Origin of the sequence: Yinghuangia sp. YIM S10712 (assembly GCF_051388935.1) — a bacterium.
GTDB lineage: Bacteria > Actinomycetota > Actinomycetes > Streptomycetales > Streptomycetaceae > Yinghuangia.
This window is the reverse complement of record NZ_JBPKBI010000011.1, coordinates 1-20,322: the sequence shown is the minus strand read 5'-3', so window position 1 is coordinate 20,322 and position 20,322 is coordinate 1. Positions and strand designations below refer to the sequence as shown.

Genomic DNA, 20,322 nt, shown 5'->3' with positions numbered 1-20,322 from the left:
CCGGCCGTGCGGCAGTCGTCCCCCGGACACCACCGCCCGCCCCGGTGCCCTGGCGCTGGCGCTGGCGCGCCAACACCCCGGGCGGCGGCAGCGTTCACACGGATGGCAGTCAGCGGGGGCGGGATCGAGGTGTCCCCTGAACACTGGGCTCAGACAGGGGCGCGGTTACGGACCTAGTTCATCGGGAGGGCGGATCATGCGGACGAACACCGTACTCCGCGGTATCGGCGTCGTGGTGGGTCTGGTGCTGATCGCCGGTGCTTTCGTACTCGCGTTCGTCATCACGCCGGACTACGTGAAACGAGTGCCTGATGACACGGACGTCACGCGCTCCTACACCGGCACCTTCAGGACTCTGGTGGATTCCCAGGAGGTGGCGAAGGGCAACATTGCGGCGGCCATCAAGCGGGACGTCCCCGTGGCCGTCGAGCGGACAGTGAAAGTCGACAAGACCTCGGGCAACACGGCTCTGTTCAGCGACATCCGGACGACGAGCGCCGCAGGCAACCTCGTCGAGAGGACGGATTGGAAGTACGCCGTCAACCGCAAGACGCTCCAGCCCGCCACCAACCCTCCGGCGGACTGGGCGGTGATCGACGCCCAAGGTCTGACGGTGAGTTGGCCACTCGGCGCGAAGAAGAAGACGTACACCGGCTGGCGGCCGGAGACCAAGACCACGACGCCGCTGACGTACACACGAACGGAAAACAAATCGGGCGTCAGTACGTACGTCTACGAAGCGCATCTGCCGCCCACCCGGATCACCGACTCCCAAGTGCTCGCCAGTCTGCCGCCGGCCATCCCGCAGGCAACTCTGGCGCGTGTCGCCCAACTCGGGCCTCTCTCACCCGCGGCCCAGCAGCAACTGGCGGCTTTGCTGCCGACGCTGGGGGACCCGGTGCCGCTCACGTACACGCTGGAGAGCACTGACGCTTTCTGGATCCATCCCGAGACCGGTATCGTGATCGACACCCAGCGGTCCCAACAGCGCGTGGCCGGGGTCGTCGCCCCCAGCAGCGGCGCGTTCCTCCCGCTGCTGCCGGTTTCCGACGTCTCGTACCAGCAGACGCCCAAATCCGTGAAAGCCGCCGCGGACGACGCCAACGACGCGCACGACGCCATCATGCTCGTCGGTACCATCCTGCCCATCGTGGTGGGCGTGGTCGGAGCAGTACTGATCGCCGCCGTCCTGCTCATCCGACGTCGTCGACCTCGCGAGACCCCCACTCCTCCCCCGAACGCCTGACACACACCCAAGCCCGGCAACGTGCTCAGCCGGTTCCCAACACAACCCCTCGCGGCGCTGTATCGCCCGCAGCTCAAAAAACGAGTAGCGCATCAACGCCGCCGCTTTGTCAGCTTTTGTCGGATGCCGTGTGTGTTCAGTGTGTGGTTCCGGCAGCGGAAGGTGGAGAGGGTGCGGTGGCAGGTGCGGGAGATATCGGCGCGGGGGTCGCACGGCCGCGGGAAGCCGAGCATGCCCGTCCGCCGGTGAACGCCGCGAAGGCCGGTCCGTGCCGCGAACAGCGCCGCCGGGCGGGCGAACGGCCCTGACGGTGACTGCTGTTCCTCGTGCGTTGTGGGTGTGGGCGTTCGCCGGCAGGCGGTACGGAAGCGCGGGTCGGGTGTCTCGCGGGGCCGTACCGCCTTGTCCGGCAGGGGGACTTCACTCCGCGGTGGTGAGCCGGTGGGCTTCCAGGGCGAGGGTGAGTTCGACGACGGTGAACGGGTCGCCCAGGAGGCGGCCGGTCAGGTGCTCGTAGCGGCGCAGGCGGTTCAACACCGTGTTGGGGTGATAGAAGAGCCGGTCTCCCGCGCGGCGGGTGGAGCCGCCCGATTCGAGCCAGGCACGCAGGGTGCTGAGCAGCGAATCGCGGTCCACTGGCGGTAGTTCGAGGACGGGGCCCAGCGCCCGAGCGAGCAACAGGGCGGCGAGGGTCGGGTTTTCGGCGACCAGTGCGGCGGGGAGGCGTTCCTCCAGGACGGCCACCGGCGTGTCGGGCGCGGCCCGCAGCGCCTGTTCGGCGAGGGCGCGGGCGCGGCCGAGTGCGGCCGGCCCCGCGACCGCGGGACTCACGCCCACCCGGGTGCCTGACGGCGGGTCCAGGGCACGCACAAGGTCGTCGAGCGAAGCTTCGCCGAGGAGGACGACCGCGCACCCGGCGTACCACATCAGGCGCATGGGCTGCGGGAGTTCGAGCGTGGTGGCGACGAGCTGGCCGCGCAGCGTGAGATCGGACTGCCGGTCGGTGTCGGGGCCGGCGAGCGCGAGTACCGCGTACCGCGCGTCGTCCGGCAGATCGGGGGTTCTCGGGGGTTGCGGTGTCGTGCCGTGTGGCTTGTGGGTCGCGGGTGTGCCGTGTGGCGCGGCTCCGTCGAGCAGCGCGGCCACCAGGTCGGCGGAGCGCGTCCGCGCGCTCCCGATCACTGACAGGGGTGCCATGCGTTATCCCTCGCCGTACCTTGCCTGAGTGCAGGGCTGATACCTGGGCTGTGCCTGTTCCTGTGCCTGTTCCTGTGGGTGCTCCTGTGAGTGCTCCTGTGCCTGTTCTTGTGGGTGTTCTTGTGGGTGTTCCGATGGGTGTTCCGGTGGGTGTCGTTGCGGTTGATTGCTCGGGTTGCTCTTGGCTGCGGGCCCTGTCCGGGGTCAGACCTGGCCGATCTTCGAGTAACCGCGCAGGAGATCGCGCGAGATGATCAGGCGGAGCATTTCGTCCGTGCCCTCGTAGATGCGGTAGAGGCGCACCTGCCGGTACCAGCGCTCGATGGGCAGTTCGCGGGTGTAGCCCATGCCGCCGTGGATCTGGAGGGCGCGGTCGACGACGCGGTTGACCATGCCGGCGCCGTAGAGCTTGGCCATGGAGGAGCTGTGGCGCGGCGGCAGACCCGCGTCGATGGCCCAGGCGGCGCGCAGCACGAGCATGCGGGCGGCTTCGAGTTCGGTCTCCGAGTCGGCGATCATCCATTGGATGGCCTGGTTTTCGCCGATCGGCCTGCCGAACGTCTCGCGTGTGTTGGCGTGTTCGATGGCCATCTGCAGGACGCGTTCGGCGATGCCGATGCCGTTGGACGGAATCACGAAGCGGCCCTTGCCGATCCACTTCATGCCGAGCGAGAACCCTTGCCCGACCTCGCCGAGGACGTTGCGGGCGGGAACGCGCACGTTGTCGAACACCAGGGCCGCCGGGCCGCCTTCGCCCATCGTCTGGATGAACTCCGACTTCCAGCCCATCTCGCGGTCGACGAGGAACGCGGTGGTGCCCCCGCCGCGTACGCCCTTCTCCTTGTCGGTGACCGCGACGACGATGGCGAAGTCGGCCTCGTTGCCGTTGGTGATGAAGGTCTTCTCGCCGTTGAGGACCCACTCGTCACCGACCTGACGCGCCGTCATCTTGATGTTCGCGGCGTCCGACCCCGCCCCCGGCTCGGTGATCGCGAAGCACGAGATGCGGTCGCCGGCGATGGTCGGCAGAAGGTACTCCTCCTTCTGCCGGTCGTCGGCGAAGTAGAGGATGTTGTCTGCCTCGCCGCCGAACCGGAAGGGCACGAAGGTGCGGCCTATCTCGGTCCAGATGAGCGACTGGGTGACGGCCGGCAGGTCCATGCCGCCGTACTCCTCGGGGGTGGACAGTCCCCAGAATCCGAACTGCTTGGCCTTGAGCTGGAGTTCTCGTAGCTCACTGCGCTCCAGGCCGGGCTGGTGGGCTCGTTCGCGGCGCAGCACCTCGTGTTCGAGCGGCATGACCTCCTTCGCGATGAACGCGCGAGCCGTGTCGCGTACCGCCTGCTGCTCCTCGGTGAGCGAGAAGTCCATGTCCCCTGGCCTCCATCAAATTAGCACTGCTAATTTAGAGCAGGCTAGCCGGAGGGGCGGCCCAGGGGAAGAGAGGTTTTGTCGGAGAAAACACGCAGGCCGGCGAACCGCGGGAACGGCGTCCGAGCACCGGACGACCGGCGGTCGAGCACGGTCCGTGTACCGTCCACGCACCAGCCCGAACCCGTCGGATCCAGCCGGACCGAGTCGGATCCGGCCACCCCGGCCGGGTTCACCCCGGGTTCGGCCGGACCCAGCCGATGAGAGACCAAGCAGAACCAGGAGGCCCGTTCGTGGGTCGGCCCCGCCAACCGCTGCTCAGTCGCGACCGCATCGTCGCCGCCGCCCTCGCGCTCGTCGACGCCGAGGGCCTGGACGCCGTTTCCACCCGACGGCTGGCCACCGAACTCGGGGTCAGCGGGCCCGCGCTCTACAACCACTTCGCGACCAAGGACGAACTGATCGACGCCGTCGTCGACAGCGTGCTCGGCGAGGTGGACGTCGACGTCCTGCGTGAGTCGGGGATCCCCGACGCGCGCGCGTGGCAGGAGCCGGTCGCGGCCTGGGCCCGGTCGTACCGCGCCGCGCTCGCCGCGCACCCGAACGTCGTCCCGGCCCTGGCCCCCGGCCCCGGCCGCCGCCCCAACGCCCTGCGCATGGCCGACGCGGTCTTCGGCGTGCTGATCGCGGCGGGCTGGCCGCGTGCGCAGGCGACACGCATCGGTGTCCTGATGCGTTACTTCGTGACCGGGTCGGCACTCGGTTCGTTCGCGGGCGGATTCCCCGACGACGCGAAGCTGTACGCGGGCGCCTATCCCCACCTCGACCAGGCACACCTGCTCGCGGAGGCACAACGGGAGATCAACGAGGCTGCGTTCGAAACCGGCCTGGCCGCGCTGCTGGACGGGCTGACAAGGCGCTACGAGGCACTGGACCGCACGGACCCGTCCTGAGGGAAGCCGACGCGAAGGCCCCGGCTGCCCGTCAGAGGCCGCGCAACTGGTCGAGGACGCGGCGGTCGCGTTTCGTGGGGCGGCCGGTGCCCCGGTCGCGGATGCCGACCGCGGCGGCGGCCTCGCGAGGCGGGGGCGGCGGGCTGTTGTCGGTGTAACACTCGGCGGCGATGGCGGCGCCGACGCGCTTGAGGATGAGACGGGTGACGACCACGATCCGCTCGCGGCCCTCGTGGCGCAGGCGTACCTCGTCGCCCACGCGCAGTGTGTGCGCGGGTTTGACGCGCTCGCCGTTGACCCGCACGTGTCCGGCCTTGCACGCGGTGGCCGCGATCGAGCGGGTCTTGGTCAGACGTACCGACCAGATCCACGCATCCACGCGCACGCTCGCGGGGCCCTGCGTCGTCTCAGCTCCTGCCATGCGGTCGACTCTAACGCCGGTCGCGGCCGTCGCCGAAAGAGTTTCCGGCCGGTACGCGGCGGCCCCGGCGCGGGGTCAGCGCGGCCGGGTCGCCGGGCGCGGCTGGAGGAGTTCCGCGAGGCCGCGCCGCGTGGTGGCCAGCACGACGCGGTCGTGGGCGTCGAGGACGTAGCCCTGGTGCAACCCCCACGCGAGTTCCGTGGCGGCCGGGTCCTCCGAGGCGGCGAGGTCGAGGGCGAGGACGCGCCACGCGCCCGGTCGGAAGGCCTCCTCGACGGTCCGGCCGACGAACTCCGGGCGGCTGCCGACTTCGAGTGCGACGAAGACGAGCACGCTGCGCTCGACGGGCAGCGCGCCGAGGATCTGACGGCCCATCATCGCCGCGGCGAACGACGGTGCGGCGAGTGTGGACACGCTTCGGCTGCGCGTCGTCGCGTGCGGATGCGACGCGCGCATGGCCTGGTTGACCACCGCGGCGAAGTCGTCGTCGAAGAGCCGCATGACCACGCGGATGTCCGGCTTGCATTCGCGCGCGTACAACGCGGTCTCCATGTTGCTGCTGTCGCTGCTCGTCAACGCGAGGACTGCGTCGGCGGATTCGATCAGAGCCGACTCCAACACGCCTTCTTGTGTAGCGTCTCCGATGATCACCGGCACGTGCAGCGATCTCGCCAACGCCACGCCCCGGGCCTGCGGGTCCTGTTCGACGCAGACGACGTCGATGCCCAGCTTGTGGAGGTGGTCCAGGACCCGGCTGCCGACCTTGCCGAGGCCCATCAGCACGAGGTGGCCGGAGAGTCCGCGCGGCGGCTGGCGCAGCGAACTCGCGGTACGGAACGCCCCGAACGCCTGGAGCACCACCGCGAAGAGCACCGGCAGCAGCGCCAACCCGGTGAGCCCGGACAGCAGTTGGAGGATCTGCCGACCCTTGCGCTCGCCGATCGCGGGGTCACCCATGCCGAACAGGTCGAGGATCGACAAGTACGCGGCCCGTAACGGCGGTTCGGAGGTGACCCGCCACGTGAGCACGGCGAACACCATTTCCAGGCCCACGAGTATCGCGACCGCGACCACGAGGCGCTGCGGGAACAGCTCGGCGAACGGAACGCGGGGCAGTCGACTGCGCAACCTCCTTGCGGGAGACACCTGTTCGGGGTGCGCGGACTGCCGGGTGATGGTCTCCAGCACGACACGGTTGCGGGAGGAGGCGACGGCCTCGACACGGTCCTCGTCGGGCAGCAGCTGCGGTCCCGGGTCCGGGTCCGCGTCGGCTCGGCGGGGTGCGGCGGGGTCGGACAGGATGGCCAGCGTGCACAGTTCGCCGCTCGCGACCGGGCCGACCGGCTCCCCGGCCGTGCGGTCGGCGGCGCGCAGCAGCAGGCCGCCCGCCTCGACGATGCGGCTCCGCTGCCCCGCCAACGCGGCGGCGACGAGGGCGGGCGCGGCGGTGTCCGCGTCCGAGAGGACCGTGGTGGTCGTCTCGGGTGCGGACGCGTCGCCGGTGAGTGTGGCCCGGGTGAGCAAGTCCTCGACGTAGCGCCCCAGCTTGCGGTTGAACAGCCGGATCACCAAACGGATTTGCGGGTTGATCCGGCGGGCGCGCAAAGCCGCGTGGATGTTCCTCTGATCGTCGGTGTAGGTGAGCGCCAGCGCCTCCGCTCGCGCGACGCCGGCGCGGAGCAGCACGTCCTCGCTGGGTGAGGCGGCCTCGATCATGACGATCGGCAGGCTTTCCGCGCGGGCCAGTCGCTGGATGCGCAGGCTGCTGGTGGACCGCGCGGAGGTCACGACGGCGGTCACCGGTTGCTCGTACAGCCGGGCGAGTTCGCTGGTCAGCCGATAAGCGAGCGCATCGTCGCCGCAGACCACCATGGGCGCGGTCGCCGGCGGGTCTCCCGACCCGTCGGTCGCCGACACGTACCAGGTGCCTCCGATGGGATCGAACTCCCCGGAATCGCGGCCGCTTTGGATGCCGGCGATCACCTCGGCGCGCTGCGCGTTCCCGGCGTCGGGGGAAGCCGGAGTCTGCTCGGGTACGAAGGTCACGCCCCCACCTTGCCGCAACCGGGCGTTCGCAACGACCCGAACTTCCCTCGCGCCCCGCACACTTGTCCCTCGCGGAGCGGCGAAACCGGGCACGCGGCGCGGCACTGCACGGAAGGCGACGCGCGGCGGCAATCTCCGGGCCTTCCCCATGGCCGACCTGGTGATTGCCGCCACTGCCGAGCGGTACGGCGCAACCGTTCTGCACTATGACGAGGACTACCAGCAGATTGCCGCGCTCACCGGTCAGTCACATCGATGGATCGTCCCGGCGGGCACAGCCGACTGACGCCTGAGTCGACGCGCCGCGTCAGTAGCCCGAACGTGCCGCGCGTCCCTTCGGTGCCGGGCCGCCCCGGGAACCGGTCCGTGACGTGCTCCGACCCGCGCCCGCCGCGTCCTCGCGTGCGGCGGCCTGCTCCTTCTTCTCCCGCGCCTTCTGCAATTCCCGGAGCCGTGCCTGCTCCTTGCGGACCTCCTCGGCGATGACGCGCTCCTCGCGCAGCCACGCGGGCGGGTCCGCCTTCAGCGCATCGATCTCCGCGGTGGTCAGCGCCTCGGTGATCCCGCCGCGTGCGAGGCCCGAGATGGAGACGCCCAGCCGCGCCGCGACCACGGGCCTCGGGTGCGGGCCGTTGCGGCGCAACTCGGCCAGCCAGGCGGGTGGTTCGGCTTGCAGGGCGTCCAGTTCGTCGCGCGAGACGACCCCGTCCTGGAACTCGGCGGGGGTGGCGGGGAGGTACACACCCAGTTTCTTCGCCGCGGTCGCGGGCTTCATGGTCTGGGCGGTCTTGTGCGACGTCATCCCGACAGCCTAACGAGTGCGGGCCGGGCGAGCTCCCGCCCGCCCCGACTGCCGGCCGCCGCTCGTGCGCAGCAAGCGCCGCACGCGCTCCCCCGGCGGGTCCGATTCCGGCACAACGTCCGCCCCCACGTCGGACAGGTCCCGAGCGCCCACGAAGCGTCGTCACCCGCACCCCGCGTCGACGCCCGCGCCCGCCGCCCGGCGGGAGCGGGCCCGGCGTCCCCGCAACCGCCCTGATCACGGCCGGTAGCCTGGGCCCGTGACCGGTTCCGACTCCTCCGCCTCCTTTCGGCTCGCGTACGTCCCGGGGACGACTCCCGCCAAATGGGTGCGGATCTGGTCGGAGCGGTTGCCCGACGTACGCCTCGCGCTGGTTCCGACGGCAGCCGTCGACGCCGCCGGTGTGCTGGGTGAACGCACCGCCGACGCGGGGCTCGTACGGCTGCCGCTCGATCGCGCGGACCTGTCCGCGATCCCTCTCTACACCGAGACCACGGTCGCGGTGGTGCCCAAGGACCACCTCGTGACCGCCGCCGACGAGATCACGCTCGGCGACCTCGACGACGAGATCGTGCTGCACCCGCTCGACGACACGCTGCGCTGGGAAACGTTGCCCGGGCGGCCGGCCATCGCGCGCCCGGACACCACCGCCGACGCGATCGAGCTGGTCGCAGCGGGTGTCGGGGTCCTGCTCGTCCCGATGTCGCTCGCGCGTCTGCATCACCGCAGGGACCTCACGTACCGGCCGGTGTCGGACGCCGCGCAATCGCGTGTCGCCTTGGCGTGGCCCGAGGCCGCGACGACGGACCTGGTCGAGGAGTTCATCGGCATCGTGCGCGGCCGGACGGTGAACAGCTCGCGCGGCCGAGCGCCGACACCGCCGCAGGCCGCCACCGCGAAACGCCCGGATGCCCGCCGGCAGCCGCGCGCCGGCTCGCGTACGCCCAAACGTCCGAGGCGCGGCAGGCGACCGTGAGCGTGCCCGACAGTCCCACCCACCTCAGCGGCATGCGGGACCGAAATCTGGTGCTGGTCCTCGACGCGGTCGACCGGCACCAGCCGGTCACGCGGGCGCGTCTCGCGGAGCTGACCGGGCTCACGAAAACAACGGTGTCCGCGCAGGTGACCCGGCTTTCCGAGCTGTGCCTCGTCACCGACGCCGAGCCGGTCAAGGACGGCGGCCGGGGACGTCCCGGGGCGCCGGTCTCCGTCGCGCCGAGGCCGGTCGCGGCGCTCGGGCTTGAGGTCAACGGGCATTACCTCGCGGCGTGCGTCGCCGATCTCACCCGCAAGGTCCGGGTACGCCGCACTCTCCCCCGCGACAACCTGGGCGCGGCCCCGGCCGAAACCCTCGACGCGCTCGGCCGCCTCGCGTGCGACGTCACCGCCGAGGCAGCGGAGGCAGGACTGCGGCCGGTCGGCGCGGTCGCGGCACTGCCGGGCGTGGTCGACCAGGCCGCCGGGACCGTCACCGCGCCCAATCTCGGCTGGCAGGACCAACCCGTCGCCGCCCTGCTCCGCACGGCTCTGCCGGAGGGCATTCGGCTGGTCGGCGTCGACAACGAGGCCAATCTTGCCGCGCTCGGGGAACTGTGGTTCGGCGCGGGTGCCGAGTTCGGCGACTACATCCAGGTGTCGGGCGAGACCGGGATCGGGGCGGGCGTCGTGGTGTCCGGGCGGCTCTTCCGGGGCGCGCACGGCTCGGCGGGCGAGATCGGCCACGTGATCGTCGACCCGGACGGTCCCCCGTGCCAGTGCGGGGGGCGCGGTTGCCTGGAGCAAATCGCAGGCCAGGAAGCGCTGTTGCGCGCCGCTGGTCTCATCGACGCACCGGGCGACGCCGTGGTGCGCCTGCGGGATTTGTTGGACGCGGGCGACTCCCGTGCCCGTACCGCCGTCGAACGCGCCGGCCGCGGCCTGGGCACGGCCCTCGTCGCCGCCGTCAACCTGCTCGACCCCGACACCGTCGTCCTGAGCGGCCTCCACGCGAACCTCGCTCCGTGGCTCGTTCCCTCGATCCGGTCGGCCCTGCAACAGGGCGGCAGCCGCATCCGTGGCGGCTCCCCGACTTTGCGCACGTCCCAACTCGGGGGCGGGGCAGCCGTGTTGGGCGCAGCGGGGCTGGTCGTCGCGCACATCTTCGGCAATCCGCTCGACCTGACCACCTGACCGGGGCCTCGTCCCCGCCCGTTCAACGTTGCCGGGGGCGGCCTCCGTGTGGTCTTCTCGCTGAGGGCGACAGGTCGTGAGGATCAGGGTCAGGCCCCCGGCGGTGATCGCGCAGATCCTGTCCAAGGTCAGCCCGATTGAGCATGACCCCAGCCGTGCGGAACGTGCGCGTCCGACGAGTGCTTCGCGTTCCGCTCGCGTCGTACGCGCTCAGGCCCGTACCGCGTTCAGCCCGCTGTCGGTGCCGCCGAGATACGCGGTGTCGTGGGCAACCGTGAGGGATTGCCAGGCGGCAACCTGATCGCCTCCGGCAACGGGAGCGCACGACGGGCATCGGTCGTCGACACCCCGCTCCCGACGCCGACCGCTCCGGGCATGGGCTTCTCCGGACTGCTGCGGCGGACCCGCGCGGCGTCCCCGCTGCGAATCCTCCCGCAGCGCCCGGCGGTGTCATCCCCGTCTCGTGTCGGCGTACCCCGCGATCGTCGTGACCGTCCCAACCTTGCCATTGGGCGTGTACGCCGTGACCTCCACCAGCCGGAAGGTCCGACCCGCGTGGACGATGCGGGCGACGAAGTCGGTGTCTCCGGTCATCTCGATCTGGCGCACGTAGGTGATGCGCGCGGATGCGACCGCCATGCCGTCGGCGGTGCCGATCAGGTGCGATGCCGCGAGTTGCGAGGCGCACAGGGCGATTCCGCCGTGCATGGCGCCGGTGCCGTTGGCGAGCAGGGGGTCGCCTGGTACGCGCAGGGTCGCCGCGTGCTCGTCCGTGCGGAGTGACGCGTTCAGTATGGACATCAGCGATTCGCGGTGCGGAGGCTCCTCCTCCATGACGAAGTCCTCCGGCGAAAGCGCGAGCCCGGGGCGGCTCAATACGTCCGCGGGGAGGTCGACCGTCACGCCCGGGATGAACCGGCTGCGCAGCGTCGCGACGGCCAGGGGCCGGCCCGTCTCGTCCGCGGCCGTCCCGGTCACCAGCGCCCCGTGTTGCTGCGCCGCGACGACCCGGCCGTCGAAAGTGATGCCTTGGCCGTCGCACGGGGGCGGCGCCGGATAGTCGATCGACAGCTCGGTGGTGACCGGCCACAGATTCGCGGGGCGGTGCGCGGTCGCCGCCCTGCCGAGGGTGGCGTCGATCAGGACGCTCAGCGCAGCACTGTCGGCGGTGCCGTCGAGGCCCGCCGTCCACGGGCCCGTGTCCATGGCCGCGCGCCAAATCTCGCCGTCAGGACGACTGTTGACGCGGACGCCGAAGAGGAGCGTCGGGCCCCCGCCTCGTCGGCTGAGCGGTTCTGTTTCGGTGTTGTGCGTGGTCACGGTTCCTCGTTCGACGGTTGCACCGCGCGGGGCGGAACATCATTCTCGACTTACAGGGCGTTGTTTATCAGAGCAATGTTTCGTCCCCGTGCGGGCCCTGCCCGTGTGGCAGCGACCGGGCCGGTGGCGGGGAAGGAACCGAGCGAGACGAGCCGGAACCGACGAGCTCGTCGTTCTCGTCCGTCAGCCGCGCGTTGCGCAGCAAGGCGCACAAGGCAGGCGAGATCAGCGAACCGAGGTCGGTGGTGAGTGCGACGAGCGCGCCCGCCGACGCGAGTTTGTCGCGCGGCACCAGCGTGCGTATGGCCGCCATCAGCGCGGCGCCGCTCACGCTGCCGATGAATCCGTCCCAGGCACCGCACACGTACACGAAAACGCCCGCGAGTCATCCGGAGGTTCAGGCGCCACCACGCATCAGACACCCAACGCATCGCGCGTGCGGGCGAGTTCGCCGAGATCGGCGATGGTCGGCACCCCAAACGCCCGCGAGCCGCCCGAAGCTTCAAGCCTCCGCCACGCCTCAGACACCCAACGCATCGCGCGTGCGGGCGAGTTCGTCGGGGTCGGCGGTGGTGGGCACGAGGAAGAGTTCGTGGTAGCCCGCTTCGCGAACCATGTCGACGGCGTCGCGCAGGGCTTGGGGCGAGTGGGCCGTCGTACTGTCCGCCATGGCCTCGGCCATCTCGTCGCCGAAAATGCGCATGTAGTCGTAGGCGTAGCCGTGGAGTTGTTCCCGGGCATCGTTCCCCAGCGCGTACCACAGGCTGGTGGACAGATGCGGTTCATCGCTGCGTCCGGCGTCACGCCAAGCCTTGCGCACGTTCGCCGCGACGCTTCTCAGCGTCTCGGGGACCGGGGTGACGATCGCCGTCCCGTCGTCGATGCCCGAGGCCCAACGCGCGGCTCGCGCCACGGCCTTGGGGCCGATGGCTCCGGCGACCAGCGGGGGGCCGCCGACCTGCACGGGCGGCGGTCCCACGGGGTCGAGACCCGCGGCCGGGGGCTCTCCGGCCCAGACCGCCCGCATGCGCGCGACCTGCGCGTCCATGCGCGACCAGCGGCGTGCGAACGAGGCATCGACCGCTTGATAGTCGGCCTCGCGCCCGCCGACCCCCACACCGACGGTGAGGCGGCCGTGGGACAGCCGGTCCACCGATGCCAGGTCCTTGGCCATGCGTACGGCCGGGTGCGACGGCAGGATGACGATGGTGGTCCACAGGCGGACGCGTTCGGTGAGCGCGGCGGCGGCGGACAGTTGCACCATCAGCGAGTGACTGGGATAGGTGACCCGCTCCGGAACCGCGAGGGACGACCAGGGGCCCTCGTCGATGCCGCGGCACCACCGAAGCACTTCGTCACGGCCGTGGGGCAGCATGGTCGGCAGCGTCATCGCGATGTCCACGCGCCGGATGGTCCCGCACGGACCCGCAGGGTGCAATGGCCGCGGAGGAATATCGTCGTGTGCCACGGTCCCAAGCCACGCTCTTGCGACGCTGAAGGCGGAGGGGCGCGACGATGTCCGCCTGATGGGTATGCGCTGCCGCCCGGCCGTGGAATTCAGCCCGGTAGGGACGCAAGCCAGTCGACCAGCAGGCGGTTGACCTCGTCGGGGCGCTCCTGCTGGATCCAGTGGCCGCAGTCATCCAGGATGTGCGACGCGGCCAGTCCGGGGAGCGTCGTCTCGAACGCCTTGACGGCGTCGGACAGCCACATCGTGGACGCGTCCCGGCTGCCGCCGAGGAACAACGACGGCTGGGGGACCGGCGCGCCGGCGAAGCCTGCGAGGTCAGACCAGTCGCGGTCCATGTTGCGGTAGCGGTTGAGTGCGCCGGTCAGGCCGGTACGTTCGAACTCCCCGGCGTAGAAGTCGAGTTCGCGCTCACCGAGCCACCCGGGAAGCCGGCCCTGGGGGAACCGTTCCCGCAGCGTTCCGCCCCGGCTGACGAAGTGCGGGTCGGGCGTGCCCGGTTGCGGCATGGTGTCGGCGGACAGCGCCGAGTAGAAGCCCGCGAGCCACCCACGCACATCGGGCTCGATCTCGCTCTCGGCCCGACCGGGCTCCTGGAAGTACGAGACGTAGAACTCCTCGTCCCCGCCCATCTGCGCGAAGACCTCGCTGGGCTTCGGCCCGCCCGGCGGCGAGTACGGCACACTCAGCAGCCCCACCGCGCGAAACACTTCCGGCCGCACCAGCGCCGAGTTCGCCGCGATCGTCGCGCCCCAGTCGTGGCCGACGATCACCGCCGACTGCTCGCCCAACGCCTCGACCACGGCCACGTTGTCGTCGATGAGGTCGAGCATCCGGTACGCGGCCGGGTCGCCGGGCCTGGACGAGCGCCCGTACCCGCGCACATCCACCGCGACTGCCCGGAACCCGGCCGCGGCCAGCACCGGAAGCTGCCGCCGCCACGAGTACCACGACTCGGGAAATCCATGCACCAGCAACACCAGGGGCCCGCTGCCCTGTTCGACCAGATGGATCCGCCCGGCGGGCGAGCGCACGAGGTGATGGGTGAGACCGGCGTCCTGCGGCATGAGTCCTCCTCGGATCTCCTACGCCATGACCAACAGGCCGATCATGCGGGAGCGCGCACCGCCACCGTGAACGCTCTTGCCGTTCCGGCAAGTCGTCGAGGGCTCGTTCACTGATTCGGGCGTTCACGAGGCCAGGGGAGGAAGCGCGCCGCGAAGCAGCGCCCTTCCTCCCCCGGCCGTGACGGTGTCGACCCGTCAACCCACCGGCACTCCGGAGGACTTGGTGGCGGCGACCGGCTCGGGGGTCGCTCGCGTGTGCCGTGTCGGGATCAACGCGGCGATCACCGCAGCGGCCACGGAGATGCCGCAGCCGATCAGCATCGCGGTGTGGAAGCCGTCTTCGGACGGGAGCGCGCGTCCGCCGAAGTCGGTGGTCATCTGGGCCAGGATCACGCCGACGACGGCCGCCGACACGGTCGTGCCGACCGCGCGCATGAGTGCGTTGAAGCTGTTGGCGGAACCGGTCTCGGACATCGGCACGCCGCCCATGATCAGCGCGGGCATCGCGCCGTACGCCAGGGCGAGTCCGATCATGCAGACGCACGAGACGACCATGACGGCCCACGCGGCGCCCATCATGAAGACGGACACGCCGTACCCCAGTGCCATGACCAGCGCGCCGACGACCAGGGTGACCTTGGGCCCGCGTACGGCCGACAGCTTCGCGCCGAGCGGCGAGACGACCATCATCATCACGCCGGACGGGGCCATCCACAGGCCCATCGCCAGCATCGACTGGCCCAGGCCGTAGCCGGTTTCCTCGGGGAGCTGGAGGAGCTGCGGGAGGATCAGCGCCTGCGCGTACATCGCCAGGCCGAGGACGATCGACGCGGTGTTCGTCACCAGGACCTGCGGCCGGGCGGCGATCCGCAGGTCGACCAGCGGGTCGCCGGTGCGCAGTTCCCACCGGCCCCACACGAAAAGGATCACCGCGGACGCCGCGAGAAGACCGAGGGTGGTGGCACTGCCCCAGCCCCAGTCGGCGCCCTTGGAGACCGGCAGCAGCAGGCAGACCAGCCCGGCGCCCAGACCCAGCGCACCGACGAAGTCGAATTTGCCTCCGGTACGCCTCGGCGACTCGGGCACCAGGAACCAGATCAGCACGGCGGCCAGCGCGCTCAGCACCGCCGCGCTCCAGAACAGCACGCGCCAGTCCGCGTTCTCGGTCACCGCGGCGGCGATCGGCAGGCCGAGCGCGGCACCGATGCCGAGCGACGAGCTGATCAGCGCGATGCCGGAGCCGAGGCGCTCGGGCGGCAGCAGGTCCCGCAGCGCGCTCATGCCCAACGGCACGACGCCGGCACCGATGCCCTGGAGCGCGCGGCCGATGATCATCGGGATCAGCGACCCCGCGAGCGCGCAGATCACCGAACCGGCGATCAGCGGAACCGTGCAGATCAGCAGCATGCGGCGCTTGCCGTACAAGTCCCCGAGCCGGCCGCTGACCGGAGTGGCGACCGCGGTCATCAGCAGGGTCACCGTGACGATCCAGCTCGCGTTGGACGCGGAGGTGTCCAGGATCTCCGGCAGGTCGCCGAGCAGCGGGATCACCAGGCTCTGCATCAGCGACGCGACGATGCCGCCGAAGGCCAGGACACCGACGATGGCGCCGGGCCGGGATTGGGGAGGGGGACTTGCCACGGGGGTGCTCCTGATCTTGCCCTTGCAAAGATGCACACCACATGAATATGCATGGTGCACAGAGTGTGTATACAGCACATCATGTGGCCGATGCACATCGGCGCACACGCGTGCATGTAGGTGACATACAATGTTTTGGACAACACCAACATCGCCGTCCCTGGAGGCACCGTGTCCGTGACGCAGATCGACCTCGACGACGACGCCCTGGACCGCGTCATGGCCCTGTCCAAGGCCAAGACCAAGAAGGAAGCGGTCAATCTCGCCCTCAACGCGTATGCCGATCGGCAAGATCGCGCAATGCGTATAAGCCGCCATTTCGAGCGCGCCCGCCATTGGGGAGCCATCGAGGACGCCGAGCGTCGGCACGCGGAGGAAAAGGACAGTCGGTGATCTACCTGCTCGACACCTCCGGGCTGGTCCGGCTGCTCAGCGACCCTAAGTTGCAGGCAGCCTGGTTCGACGCGATCGATGCGGAAGCGATCGCTTCCTGCTACCCGCAGCGCGCCGAGTTCCTCTACAGCGCGCGCAACAGTCGTGAGTACGACGAGATCGCCGACTTGTTCGCCGACCTCTACCCCGACGTCTCGGTGCCCAAGAATGCCGGGCGCTGGATCAGCGCGGTGCAACATCGAATGGCTCGGGCGGGAGCACACCGCAGCGCCTCGGCGGTCGACCTGATCATCGCCGCCACTGCGGCTTACCACGGCCTGACCGTTCTTCACGACGACGCCGACTACCGCACGGTCGCGCGTCACGCGCCCGATGTGACCGAGCACAACGTTCGCGACATCGTCTGACACTTGAGGCCGACGTCTCCGGCCGGGGCGCCGACCGCGTGGGGCGACGCGCGTCCCTACCTCCGGAACCCCGCCCAGCGCGGCCACGACCGGCAGGCGACGTCGGTGGTCAGCCGGCCACCGCGTGGGAGCGAGGCGCGGGGGTCCGGCCCGAAGTGCGGACCGAAGACGGCCGGGCCAATGCCGCGTCGAGCATGGCGATCAACGCCTTGTCGCGGTGGTCCGGGGGCAGCACGGCCAACGCGGCGACTGCGGATTCCAGGGACCGGCGGGCGGTGCCCGGCAACCACACGGCCTCGTCGAGGCGGGCCTTCCACCCGGTACGCCCAGGTCGGCGGGTCAGCCGCACGAGGCGGCGTTCGGCGCGCCGGCGGAGGCGGGTGATCTCGGTGCTGCCGGAGTACCGTGCCGCGACGTCGAGCACCGCGATCAGTGTCATCACGCGTTCGCGGTCGGTGCGGGGGCCCGCGGCGGCCAGTGCGGGTGCGTACCGGATGAGTTCTCGGCGGCGCGGGCCGGCGACGTTGTCGTTGGCGAGGATCGCCACTATCGCCACGAGCCGGTCGGTGCATGCGGGGGTGTCGGTGAACGGCCCGCCGGAGAGGAAGCTGACGTACTCCATCAGACACGCGCCGTCGCGTGGGTTCAGGTGCCTGCCCCGGCCCAGCACGGGCGCCGAGTGCGGAGGCTGCTCATCGGATGGCCGCATTGGCTGCCACGGCCCTTGCCACTGGTACGACACGACGCCCTCCTCGGCGGCTCACGGAGACGGCCATGATGTGTGACCCAGGACACACTTCATGGTAGGCATGCATCCAACTAGGACACTGTCCGCCGTCGCGGCCGGGCAACCGGCCATGCCGTAACACAAAAATGAACTCTTCCGACGATTGGTCCATCACCGGAACCAGCGGTAACACGAGCCCCTGCGGCAAGCCGAACCACAAGGCCCGCCGAAGGAATCCGAGTACAGAGGGAAACCCGTGGACCTTGCTGCGGTGATCGTGATCGTCGTCGTCGCGCTGGCCTTCGACTTCACCAACGGCTTCCACGACGCCGCCAACGCGATCGCCACGTCGGTCTCCACCCGGGCCCTCACGCCGCGGGTCGCCCTGGCCATGGCGGCAGTGATGAACCTCATCGGCGCGCATCTGGGCACCGAGGTCGCGAAGACCGTCGGCTCGGGCATCATCGACACGCCGACCGGGACCGGCGGCCTGCTGGTGGTGTTCTCCGCCCTCATCGGCGCCATCGCCTGGAACCTGATCACCTGGCGCCTGGGCCTGCCGACGTCGTCGTCACACGCCCTGATCGGCGGCCTCATCGGCGCCGCGCTGGGTGCGTCGAGCGGAGTTCAGTGGGACGGGGTCCTGGAGAAGGTCGTCATCCCGATGCTGGTGTCGCCGCTCATCGGATTCGTCGTCGCGTACCTGCTGATGGTCGTCATCCTGTGGACGTTCCGGCGTGCCCAGCCCGCGGCCACCAACCGCCGTTTCAAGATCTCGCAGACCGTGTCGGCCGCCGCGATGGGACTCGGGCACGGGTTGCAGGACGCGCAGAAGACCATGGGCGTGATCGTCTTGGCGCTGGTCACCGTGGGCTACCAGGACGGTTTCCAGGTCCCGGAGTGGGTCGTCTTCTCCGTCGCGCTCGCGATGGCGGCCGGGACGTACGCGGGCGGCTGGCGCATCATCCGTACGCTCGGCCGCCGCATCGTGCACCTGGACCCGCCGCGCGGCTTCGCCTCGGAGGCCACCGCGTCGGCGATCCTCTACACGACGGCGTTCGTCTGGAAGGCGCCGATCTCGACGACGCAGACCATCACGTCGGCGATCCTCGGCGCCGGCGCCACCCGCCGCTTCTCCGCGGTGCGCTGGGGCGTCGCACGCAACATCGTGGTCGCCTGGGTGCTCACCCTCCCGGGCGCGGCACTCGTCGCCGCGGCGGTGTACGCGGTGGCCCACTACGTCTTCCGCATCTGACGCGCCCTGAGGTGCAGGCGCCGAGATCGGCGAACCCGGGTCCGCGGATCTCGGCGCCGGCCGGTTCCTACGCCTCCAACTGTGCGCGGTAGGCGTCGACGAAGTCGCTCGCCGACCGGTGCAGGTGCCGGATCAGCATCTCCTGGTCGCACACCGGGAACTCGGTGACGTGCCGCCCTTCGAGCATGGTCTGGGTGGCTTCGAGGGTGTTGCAGTCCTGGAGCGCGAACTCCTTGAACGTCACGACGGCCAGCTCCTGGCGCAGCCGCTGGAGCGCGTTCTCCGGCGGGGCGAAGTAGCACGTCCCCTCGAAGATGTGGGTGTTGTACGAGGTCGGCCAGTAGTGGTAGGTGAGATACCACCCCGGCGCCCACACCACGATCATGAAGTTCGGGAAGAACACGTACGAGTCCAGGCCCCACGCGCGGTGCTTGGACGGGTTGACGCCCTCGGGCAGCGGGTCCAGGCCGGGCAGGTCGGGCCGGTCCCACGGGCCGAAATTGCCGCTGCGCAGCACCTGTTCGATCGGCTTGACCATGCCCAAGTCCTTCGGCGGGGCCATGCCGCCCCACGCCGACTGCACCGAGTGCGGGCCGTCGAGGTCGTAGTGCAGGCCCTCGTAGCCGTAGCCGCGCAGCTTCTGGTTCTCGCCGTCGACGTACTGCTTCGCGTGGAGGATCGGCGCGTGGTAGAACTCGGCGAACGCGTCGATGTAGAGCTTCCAGTTGCTGCCGACGTCCGCGCGGTACTTGTAGACCTCGGTCATCTCGCCGAACGGGTAGCCGGTCAGGCCCTTCGCGAACCGCCCGAGATATTCGGTCAGCGGTGCCGCGTCGTCGTCGAGGTTGACGAAGACGAAGCCCTCCCAGATTTCGCAGCGCACGGACTTCAGGCCGAGCTTCGCCTTGTCGAGGTCGAAGAACTCCTGTTCCTGCTGGACGAATGTGCACGCGCCGTCGAGGCCGTACCGCCAGCCGTGGTACTTGCACGTCAACTGCCGTGTGGTACCGCTGACTTCCTCGCCGGGATAGTCGTTCCACACCAGCTTGTTGCCGCGGTGGCGGCAGAGGTTGTGGAACGCCCGGATCTCGCCTTCGCCGTCGCGGACGATGATGACCGACGTACCTGCGGCGTGCAGTTCCTTCGTGAAGAAGCTGCCGGTCTTCGGGACCTGCTCCACGCGTCCCACGTTCAGCCAGGTGCGCTGGAAGATCGCCTTGCGCTCCCACTCGTAGTGCTCGGGGGAGATGGAGTCCTCGAAGGACATCGGACCGGTCCCGAGATACGGGAAGTGCTCCGTCCAACTGCCCTCGACGGGCTTGGGAAAGTGCGCCATCAGACTGCCTCCGAGCCACTGCTCTGCCACGGGAGATGAGTGAGACCATAACCGTACGATCCTGTCCGGTTTTGGTCAACCGGCGACGCAACCCGGGGGCGGCCTCGGCGAAAACCCCCCGACGCCGATCGGTTACACCGAACGGTGCCGTCCGGTTGATGGGCCGCGAGAGGACATCCGGCGACGAAGCAACCCCGCCGTCGTCTCCACTCACACTCCGGATGCGCTATACAGCCGCATAGCACCGCTGTACCGTCTTGTCCGGTGCGAGCGTGAACTCCCGTTGACCGCGCGGGATTCGAAAACGTACGAGGCAACCCGTCGGTCGGCGCCCCCCCATCCCGGCAGAAGGGACCGCCATGAACCAGGACGACCTGATCCTGATCAGCATCGACGACCACGTGATCGAGCCGCCGGACATGTTCGAGGGCCGACTGCCCGCCAAGTACGCCGACGACGCCCCGCGCGTGGTGCGCCTCGACAACGGCGCGGACGTCTGGCGG

Annotated in this window: 18 protein-coding genes and 2 pseudogenes; 8 read left to right on the top strand and 12 right to left on the bottom strand. The window is 70.1% G+C overall.

All coding sequences use genetic code 11. From position 1 onward, the window contains the following. Positions 1–196: 196 nt before the first annotated feature. Positions 197–1,246 (top strand): porin PorA family protein, encoded by a 1,050-nt coding sequence (locus tag ACRX5W_RS21460; protein WP_436789855.1) that lies wholly within the window; start codon positions 197–199, stop codon positions 1,244–1,246. A gap of 420 nt (positions 1,247–1,666) precedes the next feature. Here the strand turns inward: ACRX5W_RS21460 and ACRX5W_RS21455 are convergent, their stop codons facing one another. Both ACRX5W_RS21455 and ACRX5W_RS21450 read right to left on the bottom strand, forming a co-directional pair. Then, entirely contained in the window at positions 1,667–2,443 is a 777-nt protein-coding gene (locus tag ACRX5W_RS21455; RefSeq protein WP_436789854.1) for a helix-turn-helix domain-containing protein, read from the bottom strand. Between the two features lie 204 nt (positions 2,444–2,647). Then, positions 2,648–3,814: an acyl-CoA dehydrogenase family protein gene (locus ACRX5W_RS21450; protein WP_436789853.1), complete on the bottom strand. Its 1,167-nt coding sequence runs from the start codon at positions 3,812–3,814 to the stop codon at positions 2,648–2,650. 293 nt (positions 3,815–4,107) lie between these two features. Between ACRX5W_RS21450 and ACRX5W_RS21445 the strand changes: the two genes are divergently transcribed. Then, positions 4,108–4,767: a TetR/AcrR family transcriptional regulator gene (locus ACRX5W_RS21445; protein ID WP_436789852.1), complete on the top strand. Its 660-nt coding sequence runs from the start codon at positions 4,108–4,110 to the stop codon at positions 4,765–4,767. A gap of 31 nt (positions 4,768–4,798) precedes the next feature. On the opposite strand, the pseudogene ACRX5W_RS21440 reads toward ACRX5W_RS21445, so the two are convergent. Next, positions 4,799–5,158, bottom strand: a pseudogene (locus ACRX5W_RS21440) (RNA-binding S4 domain-containing protein); the annotation flags it as partial. Between the two features lie 105 nt (positions 5,159–5,263). Further along, positions 5,264–7,060, bottom strand: coding sequence for an NAD-binding protein (locus tag ACRX5W_RS21435; protein ID WP_436790009.1), 1,797 nt, complete (start codon positions 7,058–7,060; stop codon positions 5,264–5,266). Between the two features lie 301 nt (positions 7,061–7,361). Here ACRX5W_RS21435 and ACRX5W_RS21430 point away from each other — a divergent pair. After that, positions 7,362–7,520, top strand: a pseudogene (locus ACRX5W_RS21430) (PIN domain-containing protein); the annotation flags it as partial. A gap of 21 nt (positions 7,521–7,541) precedes the next feature. Here ACRX5W_RS21430 and ACRX5W_RS21425 read toward each other — a convergent pair. Next, positions 7,542–8,036, bottom strand: a complete 495-nt coding sequence (locus ACRX5W_RS21425; protein WP_436789851.1) for a DUF5997 family protein — start codon at positions 8,034–8,036, stop codon at positions 7,542–7,544. 259 nt (positions 8,037–8,295) lie between these two features. Between ACRX5W_RS21425 and ACRX5W_RS21420 the strand changes: the two genes are divergently transcribed. Next, positions 8,296–9,012, top strand: coding sequence for a LysR family substrate-binding domain-containing protein (locus ACRX5W_RS21420; protein WP_436789850.1), 717 nt, complete (start codon positions 8,296–8,298; stop codon positions 9,010–9,012). Positions 9,013–9,044: 32 nt separating this feature from the next. After that, positions 9,045–10,205 carry an ROK family protein gene (locus tag ACRX5W_RS21415; protein ID WP_436789849.1) on the top strand — a complete coding sequence of 387 codons (1,161 nt, stop codon included), beginning with the start codon at positions 9,045–9,047 and terminating at the stop codon, positions 10,203–10,205. A gap of 450 nt (positions 10,206–10,655) precedes the next feature. Here the strand turns inward: ACRX5W_RS21415 and ACRX5W_RS21410 are convergent, their stop codons facing one another. The 5 genes from ACRX5W_RS21410 to ACRX5W_RS21390 all read right to left on the bottom strand — a co-directional run bounded on the left by ACRX5W_RS21410 (position 10,656) and on the right by ACRX5W_RS21390 (position 15,701). Next, a complete protein-coding gene (locus ACRX5W_RS21410; RefSeq protein WP_436789848.1) occupies positions 10,656–11,525 on the bottom strand; it encodes a PaaI family thioesterase in 870 nt (289 codons plus the stop codon). Between the two features lie 67 nt (positions 11,526–11,592). Beyond that, the gene (locus ACRX5W_RS21405) at positions 11,593–11,856 is read right to left on the bottom strand and encodes a hypothetical protein (RefSeq protein WP_436789847.1); all 264 of its coding nucleotides are present in this window, start codon (positions 11,854–11,856) and stop codon (positions 11,593–11,595) included. A 189-nt stretch (positions 11,857–12,045) separates the two neighbouring features. After that, entirely contained in the window at positions 12,046–12,927 is an 882-nt protein-coding gene (locus ACRX5W_RS21400) for an LLM class flavin-dependent oxidoreductase (protein ID WP_436789846.1), read from the bottom strand. 155 nt (positions 12,928–13,082) lie between these two features. Further along, positions 13,083–14,060 carry an alpha/beta fold hydrolase gene (locus ACRX5W_RS21395; RefSeq protein WP_436789845.1) on the bottom strand — a complete coding sequence of 326 codons (978 nt, stop codon included), beginning with the start codon at positions 14,058–14,060 and terminating at the stop codon, positions 13,083–13,085. 195 nt (positions 14,061–14,255) lie between these two features. Beyond that, entirely contained in the window at positions 14,256–15,701 is a 1,446-nt protein-coding gene (locus ACRX5W_RS21390; protein ID WP_436789844.1) for an MFS transporter, read from the bottom strand. Positions 15,702–15,836: 135 nt separating this feature from the next. On the opposite strand from ACRX5W_RS21390, the gene ACRX5W_RS21385 reads away from it, so the two are divergent. Together ACRX5W_RS21385 and ACRX5W_RS21380 are read left to right on the top strand one after the other, a co-directional pair. After that, positions 15,837–16,094 (top strand): type II toxin-antitoxin system VapB family antitoxin, encoded by a 258-nt coding sequence (locus ACRX5W_RS21385; protein ID WP_436789843.1) that lies wholly within the window; start codon positions 15,837–15,839, stop codon positions 16,092–16,094. Then, the gene (locus ACRX5W_RS21380) at positions 16,091–16,501 is read left to right on the top strand and encodes a PIN domain-containing protein (protein WP_436789842.1); all 411 of its coding nucleotides are present in this window, start codon (positions 16,091–16,093) and stop codon (positions 16,499–16,501) included. The genes ACRX5W_RS21385 and ACRX5W_RS21380 overlap by 4 nt, the downstream gene beginning before the upstream one ends. A 109-nt stretch (positions 16,502–16,610) precedes the next feature. Here the strand turns inward: ACRX5W_RS21380 and ACRX5W_RS21375 are convergent, their stop codons facing one another. After that, a complete protein-coding gene (locus ACRX5W_RS21375; protein WP_436789841.1) occupies positions 16,611–17,243 on the bottom strand; it encodes a hypothetical protein in 633 nt (210 codons plus the stop codon). Between the two features lie 241 nt (positions 17,244–17,484). Between ACRX5W_RS21375 and ACRX5W_RS21370 the strand changes: the two genes are divergently transcribed. Further along, positions 17,485–18,483 carry an anion permease gene (locus ACRX5W_RS21370; protein WP_436789840.1) on the top strand — a complete coding sequence of 333 codons (999 nt, stop codon included), beginning with the start codon at positions 17,485–17,487 and terminating at the stop codon, positions 18,481–18,483. A 67-nt stretch (positions 18,484–18,550) separates the two neighbouring features. On the opposite strand, the gene ACRX5W_RS21365 is transcribed toward ACRX5W_RS21370, so the two are convergent. Then, positions 18,551–19,849 (bottom strand): aromatic ring-hydroxylating oxygenase subunit alpha, encoded by a 1,299-nt coding sequence (locus ACRX5W_RS21365; protein ID WP_436789839.1) that lies wholly within the window; start codon positions 19,847–19,849, stop codon positions 18,551–18,553. Between the last annotated feature and the right edge of the window lie 473 nt (positions 19,850–20,322).

What these genes read in the sequence shown, in the direction of transcription:
- ACRX5W_RS21460 (WP_436789855.1), top strand. Translation starts at nt 197, where the DNA reads ATGCGGACGAACACCGTACTCCGCGGTATCGGCGTCGTGGTGGGTCTG.
- ACRX5W_RS21435 (WP_436790009.1), bottom strand. Translation starts at nt 7,060, where the DNA reads ATGGTGGTCTGCGGCGACGATGCGCTCGCTTATCGGCTGACCAGCGAA.
- ACRX5W_RS21415 (WP_436789849.1), top strand. Translation starts at nt 9,045, where the DNA reads ATGCGGGACCGAAATCTGGTGCTGGTCCTCGACGCGGTCGACCGGCAC.
- ACRX5W_RS21455 (WP_436789854.1), bottom strand. Translation starts at nt 2,443, where the DNA reads ATGGCACCCCTGTCAGTGATCGGGAGCGCGCGGACGCGCTCCGCCGAC.
- ACRX5W_RS21425 (WP_436789851.1), bottom strand. Translation starts at nt 8,036, where the DNA reads ATGACGTCGCACAAGACCGCCCAGACCATGAAGCCCGCGACCGCGGCG.
- ACRX5W_RS21450 (WP_436789853.1), bottom strand. Translation starts at nt 3,814, where the DNA reads ATGGACTTCTCGCTCACCGAGGAGCAGCAGGCGGTACGCGACACGGCT.
- ACRX5W_RS21395 (WP_436789845.1), bottom strand. Translation starts at nt 14,060, where the DNA reads ATGCCGCAGGACGCCGGTCTCACCCATCACCTCGTGCGCTCGCCCGCC.